Origin of the sequence: Salinivibrio sp. SS2, from assembly GCF_001722075.1 — a bacterium.
GTDB lineage: Bacteria > Pseudomonadota > Gammaproteobacteria > Enterobacterales > Vibrionaceae > Salinivibrio > Salinivibrio proteolyticus.
Window position 1 is genome coordinate 39,571 of sequence record NZ_MEBP01000059.1, and the last position, 21,419, is coordinate 60,989.

Annotated in this window: 17 protein-coding genes; 11 read left to right on the forward strand and 6 right to left on the reverse strand. The window is 50.9% G+C overall.

Annotation, left to right across the window (positions count from 1 at the left end):
* Positions 1–15 precede the first annotated feature (15 nt).
* Positions 16–720 carry a DUF3379 family protein gene (locus BGK46_RS03845; RefSeq protein ID WP_069587199.1) on the reverse strand — a complete coding sequence of 235 codons (705 nt, stop codon included), beginning with the start codon at positions 718–720 and terminating at the stop codon, positions 16–18.
* Positions 707–1,225 (reverse strand): sigma-70 family RNA polymerase sigma factor, encoded by a 519-nt coding sequence (locus tag BGK46_RS03850; RefSeq protein ID WP_069587200.1) that lies wholly within the window; start codon positions 1,223–1,225, stop codon positions 707–709. Before BGK46_RS03850 ends, BGK46_RS03845 begins: the two co-directional genes overlap by 14 nt.
* Positions 1,226–1,709: 484 nt before the next feature.
* Here BGK46_RS03850 and fadI point away from each other — a divergent pair, with 484 nt between their 5' ends.
* Both fadI and fadJ read left to right on the forward strand, forming a co-directional pair.
* Entirely contained in the window at positions 1,710–3,020 is a 1,311-nt protein-coding gene (gene fadI / locus BGK46_RS03855) for an acetyl-CoA C-acyltransferase FadI (protein ID WP_069587203.1), read from the forward strand.
* Positions 3,020–5,149 (forward strand): fatty acid oxidation complex subunit alpha FadJ, encoded by a 2,130-nt coding sequence (fadJ, locus tag BGK46_RS03860; protein WP_069587205.1) that lies wholly within the window; start codon positions 3,020–3,022, stop codon positions 5,147–5,149. The genes fadI and fadJ overlap by 1 nt, the downstream gene beginning before the upstream one ends.
* A gap of 94 nt (positions 5,150–5,243) precedes the next feature.
* On the opposite strand, the gene BGK46_RS03865 is transcribed toward fadJ, so the two are convergent.
* Positions 5,244–8,021 (reverse strand): insulinase family protein, encoded by a 2,778-nt coding sequence (locus BGK46_RS03865; RefSeq protein ID WP_069587206.1) that lies wholly within the window; start codon positions 8,019–8,021, stop codon positions 5,244–5,246.
* Positions 8,022–8,165: 144 nt separating this feature from the next.
* Between BGK46_RS03865 and sixA the strand changes: the two genes are divergently transcribed.
* Positions 8,166–8,648 carry a phosphohistidine phosphatase SixA gene (gene sixA, locus BGK46_RS03870; protein ID WP_069587208.1) on the forward strand — a complete coding sequence of 161 codons (483 nt, stop codon included), beginning with the start codon at positions 8,166–8,168 and terminating at the stop codon, positions 8,646–8,648.
* A gap of 13 nt (positions 8,649–8,661) precedes the next feature.
* Here sixA and smrB read toward each other — a convergent pair whose 3' ends face one another.
* A complete protein-coding gene (smrB, locus tag BGK46_RS03875; protein WP_069587210.1) occupies positions 8,662–9,192 on the reverse strand; it encodes an endonuclease SmrB in 531 nt (176 codons plus the stop codon).
* Between the two features lie 120 nt (positions 9,193–9,312).
* On the opposite strand from smrB, the gene prmB reads away from it, so the two are divergent.
* Both prmB and aroC read left to right on the forward strand, forming a co-directional pair.
* Positions 9,313–10,245 (forward strand): 50S ribosomal protein L3 N(5)-glutamine methyltransferase, encoded by a 933-nt coding sequence (gene prmB, locus BGK46_RS03880; protein ID WP_069587230.1) that lies wholly within the window; start codon positions 9,313–9,315, stop codon positions 10,243–10,245.
* 167 nt (positions 10,246–10,412) lie between these two features.
* The gene (gene aroC / locus BGK46_RS03885) at positions 10,413–11,486 is read left to right on the forward strand and encodes a chorismate synthase (protein ID WP_069587212.1); all 1,074 of its coding nucleotides are present in this window, start codon (positions 10,413–10,415) and stop codon (positions 11,484–11,486) included.
* A 57-nt stretch (positions 11,487–11,543) separates the two neighbouring features.
* Here the strand turns inward: aroC and BGK46_RS03890 are convergent, their stop codons facing one another.
* A complete protein-coding gene (locus BGK46_RS03890) occupies positions 11,544–12,167 on the reverse strand; it encodes a trimeric intracellular cation channel family protein (protein ID WP_069587214.1) in 624 nt (207 codons plus the stop codon).
* Positions 12,168–12,368: 201 nt separating this feature from the next.
* Here BGK46_RS03890 and BGK46_RS03895 point away from each other — a divergent pair, with 201 nt between their 5' ends.
* Together BGK46_RS03895 and BGK46_RS03900 are read left to right on the forward strand one after the other, a co-directional pair.
* Positions 12,369–12,920, forward strand: coding sequence for an elongation factor P hydroxylase (locus BGK46_RS03895; RefSeq protein ID WP_069587217.1), 552 nt, complete (start codon positions 12,369–12,371; stop codon positions 12,918–12,920).
* 10 nt (positions 12,921–12,930) lie between these two features.
* Complete coding sequence (locus BGK46_RS03900) at positions 12,931–13,206, forward strand: YfcL family protein (RefSeq protein ID WP_069587231.1); 276 nt, start codon at positions 12,931–12,933, stop codon at positions 13,204–13,206.
* An 86-nt stretch (positions 13,207–13,292) separates the two neighbouring features.
* Here BGK46_RS03900 and mnmC read toward each other — a convergent pair whose 3' ends face one another.
* Complete coding sequence (mnmC, locus tag BGK46_RS03905) at positions 13,293–15,293, reverse strand: bifunctional tRNA (5-methylaminomethyl-2-thiouridine)(34)-methyltransferase MnmD/FAD-dependent 5-carboxymethylaminomethyl-2-thiouridine(34) oxidoreductase MnmC (protein WP_069587233.1); 2,001 nt, start codon at positions 15,291–15,293, stop codon at positions 13,293–13,295.
* 119 nt (positions 15,294–15,412) lie between these two features.
* Here mnmC and fabB point away from each other — a divergent pair, with 119 nt between their 5' ends.
* From fabB to BGK46_RS03925, 4 genes are all read left to right on the forward strand, one after another.
* Positions 15,413–16,627 carry a beta-ketoacyl-ACP synthase I gene (gene fabB, locus BGK46_RS03910; protein ID WP_069587218.1) on the forward strand — a complete coding sequence of 405 codons (1,215 nt, stop codon included), beginning with the start codon at positions 15,413–15,415 and terminating at the stop codon, positions 16,625–16,627.
* A gap of 255 nt (positions 16,628–16,882) precedes the next feature.
* Positions 16,883–18,037 carry a 4-phosphoerythronate dehydrogenase PdxB gene (pdxB, locus tag BGK46_RS03915; protein ID WP_069587221.1) on the forward strand — a complete coding sequence of 385 codons (1,155 nt, stop codon included), beginning with the start codon at positions 16,883–16,885 and terminating at the stop codon, positions 18,035–18,037.
* On the forward strand, positions 18,034–19,047 hold the full coding sequence (locus BGK46_RS03920) for an aspartate-semialdehyde dehydrogenase (RefSeq protein WP_069587223.1): 1,014 nt from the start codon (positions 18,034–18,036) through the stop codon (positions 19,045–19,047). The genes pdxB and BGK46_RS03920 overlap by 4 nt, the downstream gene beginning before the upstream one ends.
* Positions 19,048–19,358: 311 nt before the next feature.
* A complete protein-coding gene (locus BGK46_RS03925; RefSeq protein ID WP_139130726.1) occupies positions 19,359–21,362 on the forward strand; it encodes a FimV/HubP family polar landmark protein in 2,004 nt (667 codons plus the stop codon).
* Positions 21,363–21,419: the final 57 nt, after the last annotated feature.

The following is a 21,419-nucleotide window of genomic DNA, read 5'->3' on the forward strand; positions in this document are numbered from 1 at the left end:
TCGCCGCGTATTTTTTTATATCGCTTGTGGGTGCAAATGGCTTTGCAGTTGCTGGGCAAGCGGTGACAATGTCTCGTTCGCTTCACCGACGACAATGACGCTCGCATCATGAGCCGGCAGGCTTACTGACATCATATTACCATCACGCTGCTGAGCAGGAGATTGACTGGACATGGGAACCACAAAAACCGTATAGGCCTGCCCATCAGCTTCCATCACCATATGCAGCGCATGTTGGTCACCAAAACTGCAATGGTTGATATAGGTGACTTGGCCGGGGAGCTGGGTGAAGGCTTTGCCGAAAGGACGTAACTTAGCGTTAACCTGTTGAATGCTGGCATTTTCATTAACACCCTCGATAAAGGCATGTTCATGATAGTAGTGTGCCAAGGCAACACGGTTGATATCCACGCTACCCAATCCCCAGTTAAATTGCCCCAAAGCTATCCCAAATACAAACGCAATCGATGCGGCGATCGCCAGATGCCAGCGAGGTCGCTTCGTCTGAGCAGCGACATGGGATGTTTGTGCAAATACGATTTTATCCGCCAAATCCTCAGGCACATCGACCCGCAAAGCTTGGTCGATTTTACTGTCGAGATCGGCAATATCGTCGGCATACTGTTGATGGCTTGCTGACGCTGACTTATGTGCTTGGACATCTGGATCTGTGGTATGTGGATCAGCCAGAAGACGGCGACGGAATTCAAGATCGTCCATAGTGTTTGCCTCCCGGGTTGGCGTTGGTATCGAGTGCTTCTTTGAGTTGCGCTCTTGCTCGGAATAAACGTGTCATCACCGTGTTTTTATTTAAATCAAGGATCTGAGCGATTTCATCGCCACTAAACCCCGCGATCACTTGCAGCACTAGCGGCTCTCGGTACTCAGGGGCGAGGGCGGCGATTTGACGGTGTAACCAGCGCTGCTCCATCGAGGCTTCTTCACTTGGGCGAGTATTATCGACCAACTCTCCCTCTTCGACCTCGACGGTATCGAACTGTTTACGTTCGAAACGTCGCGCATTTTCTCGGCGTAAAATAGTAATAAGCCAGGCTTTTGCGGCTTTATCATCGTGCAAACTGTCCAGTGCTCGCCATGCGCGCAAACAGGTTTCTTGCACTAAGTCTTCCGCGATATGCGGGTCTTTCGCTAGCCAGAAAGCATAGCGATAGAGGTCACGGTGCCAAGCGCGCACCAGTGCCTCATAACGGGCTTGTCGGTTCATACCTGACTCGACCTTATAAGGTGACGATTAATTTCATACTGACCGTGAAAAGTGTCATTAAATTTCATCTTTTCACGAAAAGCGGCGTAACTTTGATCTGTTTCAATATAGCGTACTCACAAGTCGGTAAAGTGAACCCTGTCGTTATCGGCCATGTGTCGACACTCGTGAGGTTGAGTGAACGGCGTTTCCTTTTTGAATGATATGACTTTCTGTTCGGATCTGGGTGCGGGGAAAAGCACTGCACACTTCCCAGATTATCGTTTTGCTTTCCAATCTTTTTGGGGCTCACGCTAGCGTGTAGCCCCTTTTTTTATTGCGTATTTTCTTTTCAATCCTCTGAAAATAAATCACTGTGATCAGCCTAGGCGCTGAATTGTGCGCCTGTTGGCAATCTTACCAATCAATTAAAACGGATGTTTTAAGCTGGTAACATTTTAGTTACACTCGTGGTCAGACCTGTAGAACATCCTAAGGAGCAGTGATGACGTCTCAGCAACACCTTAAAACCAGCAAGGGCGATCGTATCGCCATTGTGTCTGGGCTGCGCACGCCATTTGCCCGCCAGTCAACCGCCTACACAGATGTCCCCGCGGTTGACCTCGGAAAAATGGTGGTTCAAGAAATGCTCAATCGCAGTGCGATTTCGCCGAAAGACATCGATCAAGTCGTGTTTGGTCAAGTGGTACAAATGCCGGAAGCCCCAAACATTGCCCGTGAAATTGTATTGGGGACAGGTATGGACATCCATACTGACGCCTACAGTGTCACACGTGCTTGTGCGACCAGTTTTCAAGCGGTGGTAAATGTTGCTGAGAGCATGATCGCGGGCAATATCGAAGTGGGTATTGCTGGGGGCGCGGACTCGTCGTCCGTACTGCCCATTGGTGTGAGCAAGAAGTTAGCACGCACTCTTTTGGACTTGAGTAAAGCCAAAACAATGAGCAAGCGTTTGAAGCTGCTCAGTAAGCTTTCGGTGAAAGATCTGGCACCTGTCCCACCTGCGGTAGCGGAATATTCAACCGGCCTAAGCATGGGGCAAACCGCAGAGCAAATGGCAAAGTCACATCAAATTAGCCGCCAAGAACAAGATGCTTTAGCGCTACGATCGCACCAACTGGCGAGCAAAGCGTGGGACGAAGGCTTGCTCAGTGATGAGGTGATGACGGCGTATCCTGAGCCTTACAAAGCGTGGATTGCACAAGATAACAACTTACGCCCGCAATCCACTCTTGAGGATTACGCGAAACTGCGTCCGGCTTTTGACCGCAAGCATGGCTCGGTCACCGCGGCAAACAGTACGCCGCTCACTGATGGTGCCGCTGCGGTATTGATGATGCCAGAAAGTCGTGCCAAAGCACTGGGACTCGAGGTATTGGGCTATATCCGCTCGTATGCATTCTCTGCCATTGGGGTACAAAAAGACATGCTGATGGGACCGTCTTACGCGACGCCGCTTGCGCTCGATCGTGCCGGTATTTCACTGTCCGATTTAACCTTGATCGATATGCACGAGGCCTTTGCGGCACAAACCCTCTCGAATGTAAAAATGTTTGCATCCGAGACGTTTGCACGTGAGCACCTTAATCGTGACCGCGCGATTGGCGAAATTGATATGGATAAATTTAACGTCTTGGGGGGCTCGATTGCATACGGTCACCCATTTGCGGCAACCGGTGCCCGTATGATCACCCAAACACTGCGTGAACTGAAACGTCGTGGCGGCGGACTGGCCCTTAACACCGCATGTGCCGCAGGTGGCCTTGGCGCAGCAATGATTTTGGAGGCGGAATAATGACAGTCGAAAACCATCAAGCCTTTACGTTACATATCGCTGACAACCAAGTCGCTTGGCTAAAAGTGGATGTTCCCGGAGAAAGCATGAATACCCTACAGGCAAGCTTTGTCGAAGGAGTCTCCGAGGTACTGGATCAACTGGAAAACAACACTAATATCAAGGGGCTTGTGATCCATTCTGGCAAGCCAGATAACTTTATTGCCGGTGCGGATGTGCGCATGCTCGATGCGTGTGAAACAGCTGAACAAGCCGCAGAGATTGCCGCACAAGGACAAACGTTATTTGCACGTATCGAAAAGCTACCCTTCCATGTTGTGGCTGCAATCCACGGTCCATGTTTAGGGGGCGGATTGGAGCTCGCGTTGGCGTGTCATAGCCGCGTCGCGACAGATTGGGACAAAACCCGACTCGGGCTACCAGAAGTGCAACTGGGGTTATTACCCGGCTCGGGCGGTACGCAGCGACTGCCACGTCTTATTGGCGTGCCAAATGCGCTGGATATGATCCTAACCGGCAAACAACTGCGAGCGAAAAAAGCGAAAAAGCTCGGCGTGATTGATGACTGTGTTCCACATACCGTATTGCTGGATGTGGCAGAAGCCTTGGCGCAAAAATCAAAGCCCAAGCGCCCGCGTAGCTGGCAAAGCTGGATGCTCAGTGGTAATGCGGTTGGCCGTAACTTTGTCTTTGACCAAGCAGGAAAGAAAACCCGTGCTAAAACACGGGGTAACTATCCTGCTGCGGATGCGATTCTTGCGGTGGTGAAAAAGGGGTTAGATAAAGGCATTCAAGCGGGTCTTGAAGAGGAAGCGCGCCGTTTTGGTGAACTGGTGATGACCAGCGAATCCAAAGCGTTGCGCAGCATTTTCTTTGCGACCACGGCGATGAAAAAAGAAAACGGTGCAGATGCTGAGCCTGGCGAGATTAAACGGATTGGCGTCTTAGGTGGCGGCTTGATGGGCGCCGGGATTGCCCATGTGTCGGTCGCAAAAGCCGGCTATCCTGTCCGAGTGAAGGATGTCAGTGAAGACGGCATCTTAAATGCGCTGCGCTACAGCTACAATTTGCTCAACAAAAAGCGCAAGCGTAAGCAGATCAGTAAAGCGGAACTGCAAGCGACCATGATGCAACTGTCTGGTGATACGCAAGCGACCACCTTATCGAATGCAGATGTGGTGATTGAAGCGGTGTTTGAAGATTTATCACTCAAGCATCGTATGGTCGAGGAAATGGAGTCAATCACAGGAAACGAGGCAATTTTTGCCACCAATACCTCGTCATTGCCTATTCACCAAATAGCTCAAGGCAGCCAGCGCCCGGAGAACATTGTGGGCTTGCATTACTTTAGCCCGGTAGAAAAAATGCCGTTGGTGGAAGTCATCCCGCATACAGGTACCAGTGAGAAGACCATTTCGACGGTGGTAAAACTGGCTCGTCAACAAGGTAAAACGCCTATCGTGGTTGGTGACAGTGCGGGCTTTTATGTCAATCGTATTCTAGCGCCCTATATGAACGAAGCGGCGCGAGTGTTATTGGCTGGCGAAAGCATTGAGCATATCGACAATGCTTTACTCGACTTTGGTTTCCCAGTCGGCCCGATCACCTTGTTAGATGAAGTCGGGATCGATATCGGTGCTAAGATTGCGCCCATTTTGACCCAAGAGCTGGGTGAGCGTTTTGAAGCGCCAGATGTGTTTGATGTGTTGCTGAACGACGACCGAAAAGGGCGTAAAACAGGCAAAGGATTTTACTTATACGATACGGGCAAAAAAGGCAGCAAGGGCAAACAGGCCGATAAAAAAGTGTACAGCCTGCTCAATATCAAGCTGAGTCCAACTCTCTCCGGCCATGACATCGCACAGCGATGTGCGCTGATGATGCTCAATGAAGCGGCGCGTTGTTTGGATGAAGGGGGGATTCGCTCTGCCCGTGATGGTGATATCGGTGCGATTTTCGGCATTGGGTTCCCTCCTTTCCTAGGTGGCCCCTTCCGCTATATGGACCAAGTGGGAGTAGAGCGCATTGTGAGCTTGCTGCAATCGCATCAAGACCGTTATGGGGATCGTTTCGCACCGTGCGAGCGTTTGGTGATGATGGCAAAAGAAGGGCAACAGTTTTATCCCTAAGCTCGGCGTGCCACCTAAACCAAAAGGGCAGCGTCACGCTGCCCTTTTTTATCGTGGTCGTTTGTCAGGCCACTGTGGTTTTGCAGTGACGCGCTTATTCTTCGCTGCGGCCACAAATGGCCCGAAATGCGTCAATATCGCGAATAGGGTGCGCACCGTCTAATTCGGCATGTTCACGGTGCTCGCTGCCGCAGCTATGCATAACAAGCCTATCTGCGGTTCGAGGTTTGAGACGGTTAACTACAAAACGCACCATGTCGGCACGGGTTAGCGACTCCATGGCCTCGGCCACCTGTTCGCGGCGTTCGTAGTGATAGTCTTTATTGCCGATACTGATCCAATAGCGCTGCGCGCGAGCACGTAGGTTATTATCTGGCTCGCGAATTTGCGCTAATAGGCTTTGCTTACTGCTTTGCCAGCGTGCTTCGCTCATTTCAAGCAAGATCATAAATAGCGCATTGAGGAAGTCATCCACAGCGGCCATCAGTTGGTTAGGGCCTGCCATTGGCGATTGGACGTAAAAGATCAGCCCTGGGTGGCGATTTAACGGTAAATTGCCAGCGCCTACCATATATCCCAATTGTTGGCGCGTGCGCAACTCGTTAAAAAAGGTGGCCGACATTAAATGGTTGGCTAGCGTGTAGGTGGCGACTGCTTTGGCGGAGGTGTCTGGACTTTGGTAGTACACCAACAACGCCGACTCCGCATGATCGAGTGCTAGCTCGTAGCTCACGGTGCCACAGTCATCTAATAAGGTCAGCGGCCGGACCGATTCTTGATAGGTTTGATCGTCTACCCGCAGCGCATCTTTAACGGTTTCGGCCAAGGCCTTCGCTTGGTGACGGTGCCAGTTGCCATAGACAAACATATCCACATGCAGCGTGGCGAACATGGCCTCAACGAACACGGGTAAATCGGCGAGCGTGACGGTGTCGAGCGCGTCGAGCAAGGCTTGATAGGGTGGGTTATTGGGCTGCAATATCCCCGTCATGCTGTTATAGAGCTGACTTAATGGCTTATTTTTGGCCCCGTTTTCCCAATTACGCTTAAGTTGGCTTTTGATCACTTCAAAGCGTTCGGGCTTAAAGTTTCGCCGTGAAAAGGTGTCGAGGATCAAGGCCAACAGCAGCGGTTGTTTATCATTAAAGCCACTGATGTTTAATGTCACGCCACCTTGATGGGCATATAAGTTGTAATTAATGCCTGCAATTTCTGCTTGGTAGGCATGTTCGTTCAGCGCTTCAAGTAGCATTTCGACGCTCAAGCGCGTCATGACAATGTTTTTGACGCTGGCGACGGCATGCGGACTGTCAATAGCAATGTAGACATGCCCTTTGGGCACCCGAAAGTGAGGCTCTTGACCATGCCAGAGCCGGAACCCTGGCAGCTCTTCTATCAATATCGGCGTATCGCTCGCATCATCTTCAAGCGGTAAGGGGCGCAGCGCATCGGCAATGTAGGGATTTGGATCGGGTAAGGTCAGCGCAGGAGAAATATAGGTGGTGCGCCATTTCTCACACTGCTTTTCGCTAAAGTGCTTCACCGCATAGGGCGTGTCATACCATTTGGCTTGTTTGTCGTATTTAAAGCCTTTGGCAACCAAGGTCACTCTGAGGTTATCGACCGTCATTTGCTGCAGCATGGCTTGGATTTGGGCGTGGTCAAACCCGGCCATCATGTAATCCCCGTACACCACCTCAATCGGGTCATAATGCTGCATATTCATCACCAGCTGACTCACTGTATCAATCGGGCGCAGCGGCTCTTGATAGTAAAACGCGAGCTCTTGGACTTGGCGTTTTTCTTGGTAACGCCACGCTTCCACACCGTATTGGCGGATAAGCTGAATGGCTTGAAATACGTAGGTGATAATGTCGTCGAGCTTGCTCAGGCCCAGTTCGGTGAGTGCAAGGCTTAAGGTAAACTCACGGAAATCTTTGCCACTGATGCCGCCGCCTGCGGAGAGGGTATTGATGTAGCCTTTGCTTTTGAGCAGAGACATTAAGCTACCGGGACCTTCGTAGCCGAGCAGGTGCGCGATGTAAGACAGAGGTTTTGTTCGGTATTGATATTCGCTTTCGGGCAGTGAGAACGCGAGGGTTAACTTGCGTACCTCTTTAAGTGGTTCCACGGTGACCCACTGGCGCCGCTGTGCGGCACTGAACAGTGGTTCATGGATGCGCAGAGGCGAATAGTCGTGATTGATAATGGCACTAAAATACTGTTGTGCCATCGCTTCTAGCTCATCAAGCGATTGCGGGCCCGTGACGGCTAACGTCATCAGGTTAGCGCTGTAATTGGCGTGATAAAACGCAATCAGATCGTCCCGCACCGACTGACCCGCTCTATCTGCCAAGGTCTCCAAGCTTCCGACTGAAAATTTTGCGAAAGAGTGAGCGGGGTTAATGGTTTCCTTATGGACTTGATAGATTCGTCGCACATCGTCGTTGAGCTTCATGCGATATTCAGCATCCACGGACTGACGCTCTTTATCGACAGCATCGGCATCAAAGCGAGGCGAAATAAAAAACGCGCTGAAACGGTCGAGAGCCGCACGGAATTGGCTGGGGCGAATATCGAAAAAGAAGGTGGTGTTTTCAGTCCCTGTCCACGCGTTATTATGGCCACCATGCTGGCTAATAAAGCGCTGAAAGTCACCTGCTAGCGGATACGCATCCGTGCCCAAAAACAGCATATGCTCGAGAAAGTGTGCCAAGCCTTCTCGGTCGGCTGGGTCATGAAAATGGCCCACATTAACAGATAAGGCTGCCGCGCTGCGGTGTGCCGCAGGATCGGAGACTGCCAAAACGCGGAGGGCGTTCGGCAGGGTGAAATAACGGTAGCGCTTATTGTCATTTGGGCTAACATGCACAGGCAACTCGATATCGTTTAAACAAGTTATGCCTCAATTATGACTACCAGTGACCTGAGTCGCAAACCACTTCTTTGGTCTTTTGCGATATACATTGGTAGCATGCGGCTAAATCACAGATAACTGTTGTGAGTATTTCTGGCTATGAAACTGATCATAATGCGTCATGGGGAAGCACAAGCGTTTGCTGCAAGCGATAGTGAACGCGGTTTAACCGCGAATGGCGAGCGACAAAGTGAGCAAATGGCAGCTTGGCTCAGTCAACATTTGGCTGGCGAGACGATCGATAAAGTATTGGTAAGTCCTTACTTACGTGCCCAGCAAACATGGCAAGTCTGTGCGCCGCACCTTCCTGCCCGTGAGGTTGTCACTGAGCCAGACATCACGCCTTATGGTCAGAGCGACCAAGTTTATACCTATCTGCAAGCCATGTTTGACGTAGAAGCACCGAATGTCGTCCTCGTGGTATCTCATTTGCCGCTGGTGGGCTATTTGACCAACGAGTGGTTGCAAAATGGTCAGCCGCCAATGTTCTCGACGTCAGCCATGGCAGTACTTGATATCGATGGTCAAAACGATACGGCCGAGCTTATTGCAATGATGTCACCGCGCGAGCTACAAGGCTAAACCGCCTCGGGAGCTAGCGGTCGGAAACGTCGATTAACACCAAGAGTGCACCATTACCGCCGAACTCCAGTGGGGCCTGATGAAATGCCAACACATCCGGATGCTGTGCGAGCCATAGCGGGATTTTTTCTTTGAGGATCCCTTTGCCGATGCCGTGCATGACACTGGCACACTGGACGCCGTCTTTGACACAGGCAGCCAGCATCGCGCCGAGTTCACGTTTTGCTTCCATCTGTGTCATGCCATGTAAATCTAAATAGATATCGGGCACATAGACGCCACGACGCAAGCGCTTCACCTCATATTTGGAGACGCCTTGGCGGGCGTATTGCATAGGGCCGGATTCACTGAGTAAAGGCTCAAACTCATCAGAAAAGTAAAAGGCATGATCGCGGCTTTGTTGCTCGAATCGCTGCTGTTTGCGCGGTTTGCTCGTCTGGCGTTGTGGCGGGTTTATGGTATCCTGCTCCAACTTTTTTGCGCCTTTGACGGCATCACGGAATAATGCAAAATCCTCTTCCGTTATTGATGGTTTTTTGCTCATAAAAACTGTCCCCGAGGTGATAATCTGAATTGTACATTCAGCCAGCTCAAAATGCTGCTTATTGTACTGACCTCGCGTCAAAGGGCGACCCTAAATTGCATGAAGCCGATGGAGGCCAATGTGGATACGATTTTTACTGAAGAAGTGGTCAGCGAATTACATACGCTGCAAGACATGCTGCGCTGGACAGTCAGTCGTTTCAATGCGGCAGGGCTGTTTTATGGTCATGGCACAGACAATGCTTGGGACGAGGCGGTGCAGCTTGTGCTTCCTACCTTATATCTTCCTGTCGATGTCCCGTCTGAGACGCGTTTTTCGCGCCTGACCACCAGTGAAAAACATCGTATTGTTGAGCGTGTCATTGCACGGATTAACGATAAAACCCCTGTTGCGTACTTGACCAACAAAGCCTATTTCTGTGGCCTCGAGTTTTTTGTTGACGAGCGCGTCTTGGTGCCACGTTCACCGATTGGTGAGCTGATCCAACAAGAGTTTGCCGGTATTTTACCGCATGCCCCAAGCCGGATTATGGACCTATGCACCGGCAGTGGCTGTATTGCCATTGCATGCGCCTATGCGTTTCCTGAGGCGGAAGTCGATGCGGTTGATATTTCTACCGATGCGTTGGAAGTGACCGAAATCAACATTCAAGATCACGGCTTGGAAGAGCAAGTGATCCCGCTGCGATCTGATTTACTAAAAAACGTCCCGCAAGATAAGTACGATTTGATTGTTAGCAATCCTCCGTACGTGGATGCAGAAGACATGGCTGACCTGCCTGATGAGTTCCGCCATGAGCCTGAATTAGGGCTGGCTGCCGGGACGGATGGATTAAAACTGGTTCGTCGTATCCTAGCCAATGCTCCGGATTACCTCACCGACGATGGTGTACTGATCTGTGAAGTGGGTAACTCGATGGTGCACATGCAAGAGCAATATGGCCACCTACCATTGCATTGGATCGAATTCGAAAATGGCGGTCACGGCGTGTTCATGATCTCGCGTCAGGATTTGGTTGCCTGTGCTGAGGAATTTGCGCTTTATCGCGACTAGTCACACGTGCTTCGCATACTTTTCTAGCCAGCCTTTGTGCTGGCTTTTTTTATTTTGGCACTGACGACCAGAGGTGGATTTTTTTTGCGTCTTTGACTGCTTTGTGGTTAATTGCTAACAAAGTACGCAAAAACACAACAATGCCCATCAGGCAAACAGAGGAAGGCATGGCAGGCAACACGATTGGACAAATTTTTCGCGTGACGACGTTTGGAGAAAGCCACGGTATCGCACTGGGCGCGATTATTGACGGCTGCCCTCCGGGGTTGGCGCTGACGGAAGCGGACATGCAGCATGATCTTGACCGTCGTCGCCCCGGCACATCGAAATACACCACACAGCGTCGCGAGCCTGACGCTGTTAAGATTCTCTCCGGTGTGTTTGAGGGCAAAACCACGGGGACATCGATCGGCTTGATGATCGAAAATACCGACCAACGCTCAAAAGATTACTCCAAAATCAAAGATGTGTTTCGTCCCGGCCATGCAGATTTTACTTACCATCATAAATACGGCATCCGCGATTACCGCGGCGGTGGTCGTTCGTCAGCGCGTGAAACCGCGATGCGTGTTGCCGCTGGGGCGGTGGCTAAAAAATACCTTGCCCAAGTCCACGGTATTCAAGTCCGTGCCTACTTGGCGCAGATGGGCGATGTGACCATAGACACAGTTGATTGGGCGCAAGTTGAGCAAAATCCTTTCTTCTGTCCTGACTCAAATAAACTCGATGAGTTAGACGCACTTATCCGTCAGCTCAAAAAAGACGGCGACTCGATCGGTGCGAAACTGACCGTAGTGGCGGAAAACCTGCCGGTAGGCTTAGGGGAGCCGGTGTTTGACCGTTTAGATGCTGATATCGCCCACGCACTGATGGGGATCAATGCGGTGAAAGGGGTCGAGATTGGTGATGGTTTTGATGTGGTAACCCAGCGTGGCAGTGAGCATCGTGATGAAATTCATCCTGATGGCTTTGCCTCAAACCATGCCGGTGGCATTCTGGGGGGCATTTCTTCAGGCCAGCCGCTGGTTGCCCATTTAGCGCTCAAGCCGACGTCTAGCATTACGGTGCCGGGAAAAAGCATTGATATTCACGGGGAGTCCGCGGATGTGGTTACCCGGGGCCGTCATGATCCTTGTGTAGGGATCCGCGCGGTACCGATTGCTGAAGCCATGGTGGCGATTGTGCTTATGGACCATTTGCTGCGTCATCGTGGCCAAATGGGGGCGAACCCCAGCATATAGTTTTGGAATCAGTCGATTTCCCAAAAAAGCCGCACCCAGTTGTGCGGTTTTTTATGATCAGTGCAGCGATGAAGGCGCTTCAAAGCGGAAAACCGGTAACGACCAACCAAAGCGAAGGGCGGCCATTCTAAATCCAAAGCCGATCACTAAACTAGCAACCGTCGCAATCAGTTCACCGACATCGAGACGAATCAAGCTAAAGTAAAGCGCACCGGTGACAAAGGCGACCAAGGCATATAGCTCTTTATGCAAGACCATCGGCGATTGACGACAAATTAAGTCACGCAATAGCCCGCCAAAAATACCGGTGATCAGAGATGAAACCATGCAAATCAGAGGATGTAGCCCCATATCCATCGCAACGCGGCAGCCAATAATACTGAAGGCGGCAAGGCCCAGTGCATCTAGGGTGACAAACAGTTTATAATTGCGTGCAACCCAGCTGGCAATCCACGGGGTAATCAAGCCTGCGACGCAAGTAATTACGAGAAAATGCGGGTTAGCAACCCAAGTGAGAGGGTAGTGGCCAAAAAGAATATCGCGGACTGTTCCGCCACCGATAGCGGTGGCGCTGGCGACAAACATCACCCCAAACCAGTCCATGTGTTTTCTGCCTGCGCAGAGCGCACCTGTCATGGCTTCCGCGGTAATGCCGATGACATAAAGCGTCAATAACAACATACAACCCGACACCTTATACTGAGATTAGAAATTGACGCGCATTGTAGTGGCCTTAACGGCCTCACACAATCAAATTTGTGATGAGGAACAAATAAAAAAGAGTGTTTAGATTGAAAGGCTTAGCTAATAGAGATGCTACTTTTTATCGCTAAAAATGTCTTTTTTGTTACTGATTGATATTTAATCCTATTAAAGTGCTGTATGACCCACGATTATCACGACTTAATTCGGCTTTTTAACCAAACATTTCTTAGCACGTTCAATACTGAACTCTTACTGGGCGGCGATGAACCCATTTATCGGCCCGCGGATGCAACGTACCCACATCATCGGGTGATTTTTGCACGCGGTTTTTTTGCGTCTGCGTTACATGAAATTGCACATTGGACCATTGCCGGCGAGAAACGCCGTCAATTGGAAGACTATGGCTATTGGTATCACCCCGATGGCCGTGATGCTGACACGCAAGCCGCCTTTGAGGCCGTGGAAGTGAAGCCACAAGCGATTGAGTGGATACTATCTGCAAGCTGTGGGTTTCGTTTTCAAGTCAGTTGCGACAATTTAAGCGGTGTCGAGCCAGATCGCCATGCGTTTACTGCCAAAGTGCGTCAGCAAGTGATGGACTACCTGAGCGAAGACAGCACAAGCCCCGCATTACCCGTGCGTGCTAAGCAGTTTTCTGATACCTTGCGAGGCTTTTACGGCATTGCCCCGTTAACGCCCAACGATTTTGCATTGCCCGAGTCAGGCTAAGAGAGACATGATGATCCAAGACTACGAAGAACGTATTTTGACCTTGATTGATGAGATGGTAGAAACCGCCTCTGATGATGAGTTATTTGCCAGTGGTTATTTACGTGGCCATGTGTCTCTTGCCGCTGCAGACTGCGAACTGGAAGGTCTTGATGACGTTGCCTCGCTCAAAGCGCGTGTGGATGCCAGCCTTAATGACAATGCCAGTGAATTGTCTCCCGGCGATCAACGTTTGGTGGGCGCATTGTGGGATTTGCTGCAGCAACAGGTTGAAAAAGACCAATAGTCTTCGCCGCTGAGCGCATGAAATAAGCGGCGCCGACAGTAAACAGCCATCGTCGAGACGATGGCTGTTTTGTCTCGTAACTGTGGTTACAAGGCTTTACCTTTTAACAGCTTACGCACCCACATTCGCCCTGGATGCAGGCTGTCGAGCACCGTTTGTGGTAATGGCAAAGGCTCATCACACAATTGTGCGGCGAGTATTTCCGCGGCAAGCGGCGCGGACGTAAGACCACGTGACCCCAAGCCGAGTAGGCAAAATAGCCCCGGATAGACAGGCACGGAGCCTGCTTTTTCTTTATCTTTTTGCAGATTCTGGTACGCAGCAACCAGTGCGTGATAGTCGCAAACATTGCCCACAAACGGGAGGTGATCGCGACTGGCGCAGCGTACGCCCACACGTCCTTCTTTTGCAACTGGCACGGCACGCGCCCAGTCGGTATCAATACAACTGGTGAGACGCTGTTGGTTCTCGGTTTGCTCGTCAGCTTGGAAAGTGAGGTCTGCATTATTCCGGCTGTAACTGGCCCCCAAGCAATGCTCTCCTGCTTGATTGACCGGCGTTAAATAGCCTTCGAAACACAGCACTGTATTAAGTTGACGTAGCTCAGCATTGGTGGGGACATGGCTCACTTGACCTCGCACCGGATAAACAGGAATCGGCTGTGTTTGGCCAAATTGAGCGGATTGGTGACCGTTTGCGATCACCACATTATGATGCCAAACCTCACCAATTGCTGTGTTAAGTGTCCAGCCATTGTCGGCTTGCGTCAGAGCATCCACGTGGCAATCAAAATGTGCGCGCAGTTGTCCGCTCGCGATAGCCGCATCAATCACGGCGGCCGTAAATTGTTGTGGGCTCATCCACCCACCCAATGGATAAAATACGCCTGCATGGCCGGTTTCTAGGCCGACCGTCTCAGCTACATCTGCCTTATCGATTGGCGTGACGAGTGTGTCTGGAAAGTCACCTTCGGTCATTTTAGCCAGTTTGGTCGCACTTTTCTCATCGTAACCCAGTTGAGTCACGCCACACCATTGGTGTTCAAACGCGATCCCTTGCTCGTGTTGTTGCTCAACAAACTGGCGAGCAAACAAAAACGCAGGAGCAAAAAATTGGCTTAGATTGTCGTTATTGCCATTTAAAAGTGGATAAATGGCGCCTTGGCGGTTACCTGATGCCCCCGCTGCAGGATGCGAGTCTTGGCTATAGAGGGTGACGCGTTTTCCGCGTTGAAGTAATGCCGTGATCAATGCGGCACTGGCAATCCCTCCGCCAATGACCGCAATATCATCTGCCGATATGGCCGGAGTCCGAGCGTACCATGGTTGAAAGCTGGTCGCCGTTTTGCGCGTGGGTAATCGGCCTGCCAGCATTTCGCGTTTGTGGCCAAACCCTTTCACCTTTTGCATGTCAAAACCGGCAGCTAATAGACCACGACGGACAAAACCAGCGGCGGTAAAGGTGGCGCAAGTACACTGCTCACGGGCAAGCCTAGCCATGCCATCAAATAAATCTTGATTCCACATCTCCGGGTTTTTGCTCGGGGCAAAACCGTCGAGATACCAAGCATCGATAATCCCTGCTGCGCCAGTCGGCACTTGTGGTAACCAATCTTTAATATCACCAAACCACAAATCGAGTGTAATCTGACCTTGTGCCAGCACGATCCGTTGACAGCCCGCTAAAGGGGCTGGGTAGTGAGAACGAAGCTGCTCTGCATACGGGGCAAGCTCAGGCCAAGCTTGATGCGCACGGTCAAGATCTTCTACGGTCAGGGGATATTTTTCGAAACTGATAAAGTGCAGTTGTGTGACCGCCGCATCGGGTTGGGCTTGGCGGAACTGCGCAAAGGCGTGCCAGGTCGCGAGAAAGTTTAATCCGGTGCCGAAACCGGTTTCCGCGATCACAAAGCGGGGCGATGAGTGGGTCTCCCAGCGGGTGGGAAGTTGGTTTTGAGCCAAAAACACATAGCGGGTTTCGGCGAGGCCGTCAGCGTTAGAAAAATACACATCGTCAAACTGGTCGGCGACCGGTGTGCCAGTGTCGTTCCAACTGATTTGCGCATGTTTAATTGAGGGAGAGCTCACAAATGCCTCATACAAAAATGTCGTAAAAGCGAAATTGTACTGACTGAAAGGAAAGCTGACCACTTATCAGCTTTAAAAACGCTATCATCCACTGCGAAATTAACGTCTAGGAAAGAATCATGAAACGAGCTGTCATTACAGGCATGGGGATTGTTTCCAGTATTGGTAACAACGTCAAAGAAGTGCTGGAGTCGCTCAAAGCGGGAAAATCTGGCATTAACTTCTCTCAGCAGTTTGCCGATATGAAACTGCGCAGTAACGTTTGGGGTGACCTCAAACTGAACCCCGCCGACCATATCGACCGCAAAAAAATGCGCTTTATGGGTGACGCGGCTGGCTTTGCTTATCTTGCCATGGAGCAAGCGATTGAACACGCAGGTCTTGCACCTGAACACGTCTCTAATGAACGGACCGGCCTTGTCGCAGGCTCAGGCGGTGCGTCTTCTGTTAACCAAGTAGCCGCGGTCGATATTCTTCGAGAAAAAGGGGTTAAACGCGTTGGCCCATACATGGTGCCACGCACTATGTCCTCGACGGTATCTGCGTGCTTGGCCACCCCATTTCAAATTAAAGGGGTGAACTACACCATGAGCTCTGCTTGTGCAACATCAGCACACTGTATCGGTCATGCACTTGAGCTCATTCAATTGGGTAAGCAAGACATCGTATTTGCTGGTGGCGGCGAAGAGCTTGATTGGTCATTAACTATGATGTTTGATGCCATGGGTGCGTTATCAACGAAATACAATGACGACCCACAAAAGGCTTCACGGACCTATGATGCAGACCGCGATGGGTTTGTTATCTCTGGTGGTGGCGGCATGTTGGTGGTCGAAGAGCTTGAGCATGCATTGGCGCGTGGCGCGACCATCTATGGTGAAATCGTCGGTTATGGTGCGACTTCTGACGGCTACGACATGGTTGCCCCGTCAGGCGAAGGCGCCATCCGCTGTATGAAGATGGCGATGCAAGATGTGGACGGCGACGTGGATTATATCAATACCCACGGCACATCCACCCCAGTTGGTGATGTCAAAGAGCTTGGCGCGATCCAAGAAGTTTTCGCAGGCAAGAGCCCAGCGATTTCAGCGACCAAAGCCATGACGGGCCACGCGTTAGGCGCGGCAGGTGTGCATGAAGCCATTTATTCGACGTTGATGCTGGAGCATGGCTTTGTGGCGCCAAGTATTAACATCGAACAACTCGATCCTGCTGCAGAAGGGCTGGATATTGTCACTACACCGCGTGAGCAAGCACTGACGCGTGTGATGTCGAACAGCTTTGGCTTCGGTGGCACCAATGCGACCTTGGTGATCGAAAAATATCGCGGTTAATCCGCCCCTCGTTTTCCAGGTTTGCAGAGCAATTCTGCCATCAGACGCGGGCTATTATCGTTGAGAGCCGGTAATGGTCTTTTCAGGTCCTGGATTTACCCGGCTTCGGCCGGGTTTTTTTATGCCGACTCCTGCCATCGATAATTCCACCTTCCCGGTTGAGCAAGGGTGTTTTCTTGTGACGAGCCAGATACAATATTGCCTTCGCATTTTGCATCCGATACGCGGTGCACCGACTCACACAGGACGTTGAACGTGAAAATTGTTGTAGACGAAAACATGCCTTATGCCCAAGCCTTGTTTAGCCAATTGGGTGAGGTCGTGGCATTACCCGGACGCGCAATCAGCGCGGCGGATTTGATTGATGCTGATGCATTAATGGTAAGAAGTGTGACACAAGTGAATCATGCCCTAGTCAAGGGCGCGTCTCGGTTACGTTTTGTCGGCTCTGCCACCGCGGGTGAAGATCACCTTGATTTTAACGCCCTGCATGCCCAAGGTATTCACGCGACGGCAGCACCCGGCTGCAACAAAGTTGGAGTTGCTGAGTATGTGATCAGCGCACTGCTTGTATTGGCCCAACAACAAGGATTCTCGATTACAGACCGGATGGTCGGTATTGTAGGAGTCGGGCACGTGGGCAGTTATTTAGCCGAGCGCCTTGATGCGCTAGGGATAAAAACAATGTTGTGCGATCCGCCTCGCCAAGATGCCGGTGATCCACGCCCAATGGTTGATATTGATACACTTATTGCATCGTGTGATGTAGTGACTTTCCACACACCATTAACGCGCGAGGGCCAATACCCCACCTACCATTTGATGAACGCGACACGTTTAGCGGCATTGGGCGCGGGCAGCATATTGATTAATGCGGCGCGCGGCCCTGTGGTTGACAATCAGGCCTTGAGTGCACGACTTGATCAAGGCGACATGGATGCGGTGCTTGATGTGTATGAGCATGAACCCGAGGTTGATCTGGACCTCATGGACAAGCTGACCTTTGCCACGCCGCATATTGCAGGCTATGGCCTAGAAGGAAAAGCGCGCGGTACTACCATGGTGTTTAACGCACTGTGTGAACACCTTGGCTTGCCTCATCGTGCCCACGCCAGTGAATTGCTACCGACGGCCCCCATCCCTCATGTGACGCTTGCTCAGCCATGGCAACAAAGCGATCTAATGGCATTGACACAATTGGTCTACGATATTCGTCGGGACGACAGTGATTTTCGTCGCGCGATGCATGGCGCTGGGGACAATAAACCTGCACAACGTACAGCCTTTGACCAATTACGAAAAAATTACTGGGATCGACGTGAGTACAGTGCGATCACAGTAGCCGGACAGACGGATTTCGGGTTACAGTCGCTGGCTAAGCTCGGCTTTAGTATTGAGGAGCAAGCATGACACAAGCATTTGACGTTGCGGTTTTAGGCGCAACAGGCGCGGTAGGGCGCGCGATTATTGATAGCCTAGAAGAACGCGATTTTCCGATTGGGACACTGCACCTGCTCGCCAGTGAGCGCAGTGAAGGAGAAACCATCAAATTCAAAGGCGAAAGCCTACGTGTTAAAAACGTAGAGAAGTTTGATTGGACCCAAGTGCAAATCGGCCTATTTTCAGCAGGCGCACAAGCGTCTGCACAGTGGGCGCCGGTAGCGGCAGACGCAGGTGTCGTCGTGATTGATAACACCTCCCAATTCCGTTATGACTTTGATGTCCCTCTTGTGGTCCCCGAAGTGAACCCAGCCGCGATTGGCGATTTTCGTAACCGCAATATCATCGCTAACCCCAATTGTTCCACCATCCAAATGCTGGTGGCGTTGAAACCAATTTATGATGCAGTGGGAATCGAGCGTATTAACGTGTCGACCTATCAATCTGTCTCGGGTTCCGGTAAGTCGGGTATCGATGAACTTGCCGGACAAACGGTTAAATTGCTCAATAGTCAAGACGCTGAACCGGGGCTATATAGCAAACAGATTGCGTTTAATTGTTTGCCACAGATCGATCAGTTTATGGACAATGGCTACACCAAAGAAGAAATGAAAATGGTGTGGGAAACGCAAAAGATCTTTGCCGATGAAATGATTGGCGTGAACCCCACCTGCGTGCGTGTACCTGTTTTCTATGGCCATGCCGAAGCGGTGCATATTGAATGCCGTCAACCAATTGACGCTACAGAAGCGGTGGCCATCTTGAGCCAACATGAACATATCGAAGTGTTCGAAGGTGAGGACTACCCAACGCAAGTGAAAGAGGGCACTGGCACTGACAAGGTGTTAGTGGGTCGGATCCGTAATGATATTAGTCACCCGAATGGCTTAAACCTTTGGGTCGTGGCGGATAACGTCAGAAAAGGAGCTGCAACGAACTCAGTGCAGATTGCGGAACTGTTGGTGCGCGATTACTTGTAAATTTGCCACAGCGTTTATCGCAACGATGGCAAGATGTCATGATACCCTGTCACCATTGACAGGGTATTTTTTTAGGCACTATTTTTGCTTTTAACTCGGTGTGTCGCGGCAAATTGCCGGTAATCGTAAAGGTAAAACTGAGGCCGAGCGCCCACAGTTTGATCGCACAACACACTTTTATATCATCAAACTACAGTTTTTAGCATGGCTTCCGATATAGTTAGATATTTAGTGAGGCCATTTCTGCCATAAGGGGTGCGGGTGTGTCCGACGCACAGCAAAGTGAACAGTCTTCTCATCGTAAAACGTGTATGACTACTGGAAAGTTCAGTCAGCGTCTTGCTGTCTTGCTAGCCATGGTCGCGTTTATTGTCTTCAGTTTTTCTACTGTTTCTGTGGAAGCGGCGATTCGTATACTTGGACCGCAGGATGAAATGACTACTGAGGCGCAATCAGCGCCGCAGCCAGTGAATACGCCGACACCGCAGCGTTATGGGCCAACCGGGGCGAATGAAACCTTATGGTCTATTGCCACGCAAATGCGGCCGAATAACCAAGTCAGTGTTTATCAAACCTTGGGAGCGATTTTTCGCTTAAATCCGAATGCGTTTGCGGATAACAATATCCATAGTTTGCAGCCTGGCAGTAACTTAGTAATGCCCACCTTGGCGCAAATTCAGCGTGAAAGCACTAACGATGTTGTTGCGCGCCTCGAAATCGACCAAGCGAGAAAGCAAGCACAGGCAACCCCGCAAGCGCCACTTAGCACCCAAGTGAGTGCACCTCGTGAACCTCAGCAACCGGCTGCCTCTCGTCCTGATGCAACGCCTCCCTCACCAGATGCTGAAGAGCCTGATGCATCTTCGATGGCGGACTCCTCAAGCGATGACATGTCACCACAGCCACAAGTGGTCGAGAATTTGCAGTCGCAATTGCAAGCATCGGATCAAGAAATGACGCGCTTGGTAGAAAGTAACCATGTGCTCAAAGTCCGTCTATCGGAAGTTCAACACGAGCTTTCTGCGCTGAAAGAGCAAGTAGGCAATGATGCTGAATTGAATCAGGAAATCCGCGCGTTCTTAGAGCAACAACGCCAAGCAAAAGTCGCAAAAGAAACCCAGCCGCCATCAGCGGTGGAATCATTGATGGATAGCCCGTTGTTGCTTGCTATGCTAGCGATTCTGCCTGGCGCTGCGATTGCGGGGGCGATTTTCTTCTTCCTCTCGCGTCGTAAAAAGCAAGAGGATGACGTCGAAGAACCAGCGGCGCTTGACCATGATGAAATTGACGATGATATGCCGGTTATCATGGTGCCAGATCCTGAAGAGGAAGTCGGTGAAGAGCCGCAGGATGATGAGTTAGAAATTGCCGACGATTTTGGTAGCGATGAAGACCAAATGTTTGGTGATGACACGGATCTCGACGATCTTGACTTGGATGATGACCTCGATGATATGTCGGGTAACGAGTCGAGCGTGGCACCCAATGGGGATGATGCTATTGGCCTGGAAGACATGGAGCGAGCGCTGGATGAGCTAGCAGAGGCTCCCCCAGAAGAGACGCCTGAACCGTCGGTCGAAGAAGAGTCTACCCCAGAAGAGTCAGATGCTGCCCCCGAAGAAGAAATGAGTGCGGATGAAGCACTGGCTGCAGAATGGGCAAAATCACTCGAAGAAGATAATGGCGGCGATGTTGATGATATCGACGCCCTGTTGGCCGGCGAACAAGGTGAGGGTGCTGACCAACCGGAAGAAGCGACATCAGACACAGATAAGGCTGCTGACGAGCCAGAAGACGCACCAAATGATGCCTTGTTTGATAAGGTTCTCGAAGACGAGCCTGAGCTTGATCTTAGCCAAGACATTGATCTATCGGATGACGATAGCGACGATGACGACCTATCCCTCGATAACACCACCGAGTTGCTCGACGAACTGGTTGGTGATGAAGAAGAGGCCGATGACGAGGCTTGGATCAACGATGACGATGATGATATCGACGAGTTTGATGAAAGCAGTGACGCACTGTTAGACGAAGTGCTAGATAAAGATGATCCTCATCTTGAAGACTCAGATGCGCTGCTTGAAGAAGTGGTAGGGGATGATGATATCGACCCACTGGCTGAGGATGATGATCCGGCACTTTGGGGGGAAGACGACACCGATCCGAATGAAGCTGAACTAGAGCACTTGCTTTATGAAAGCGATGATGGCGATGAGACTGATATCGATAATGGTATGCCAGAGCCAGAGCCAGAGCCAGAGCCAGAGCCAGAGCCAGAGCCAGAGCCAAGCCCGGCACAACAACACCAGTGACAACGCCAGCGAACAACGAACCGCCAAACACGGACAACTGCCACAGAATTAAAAAAA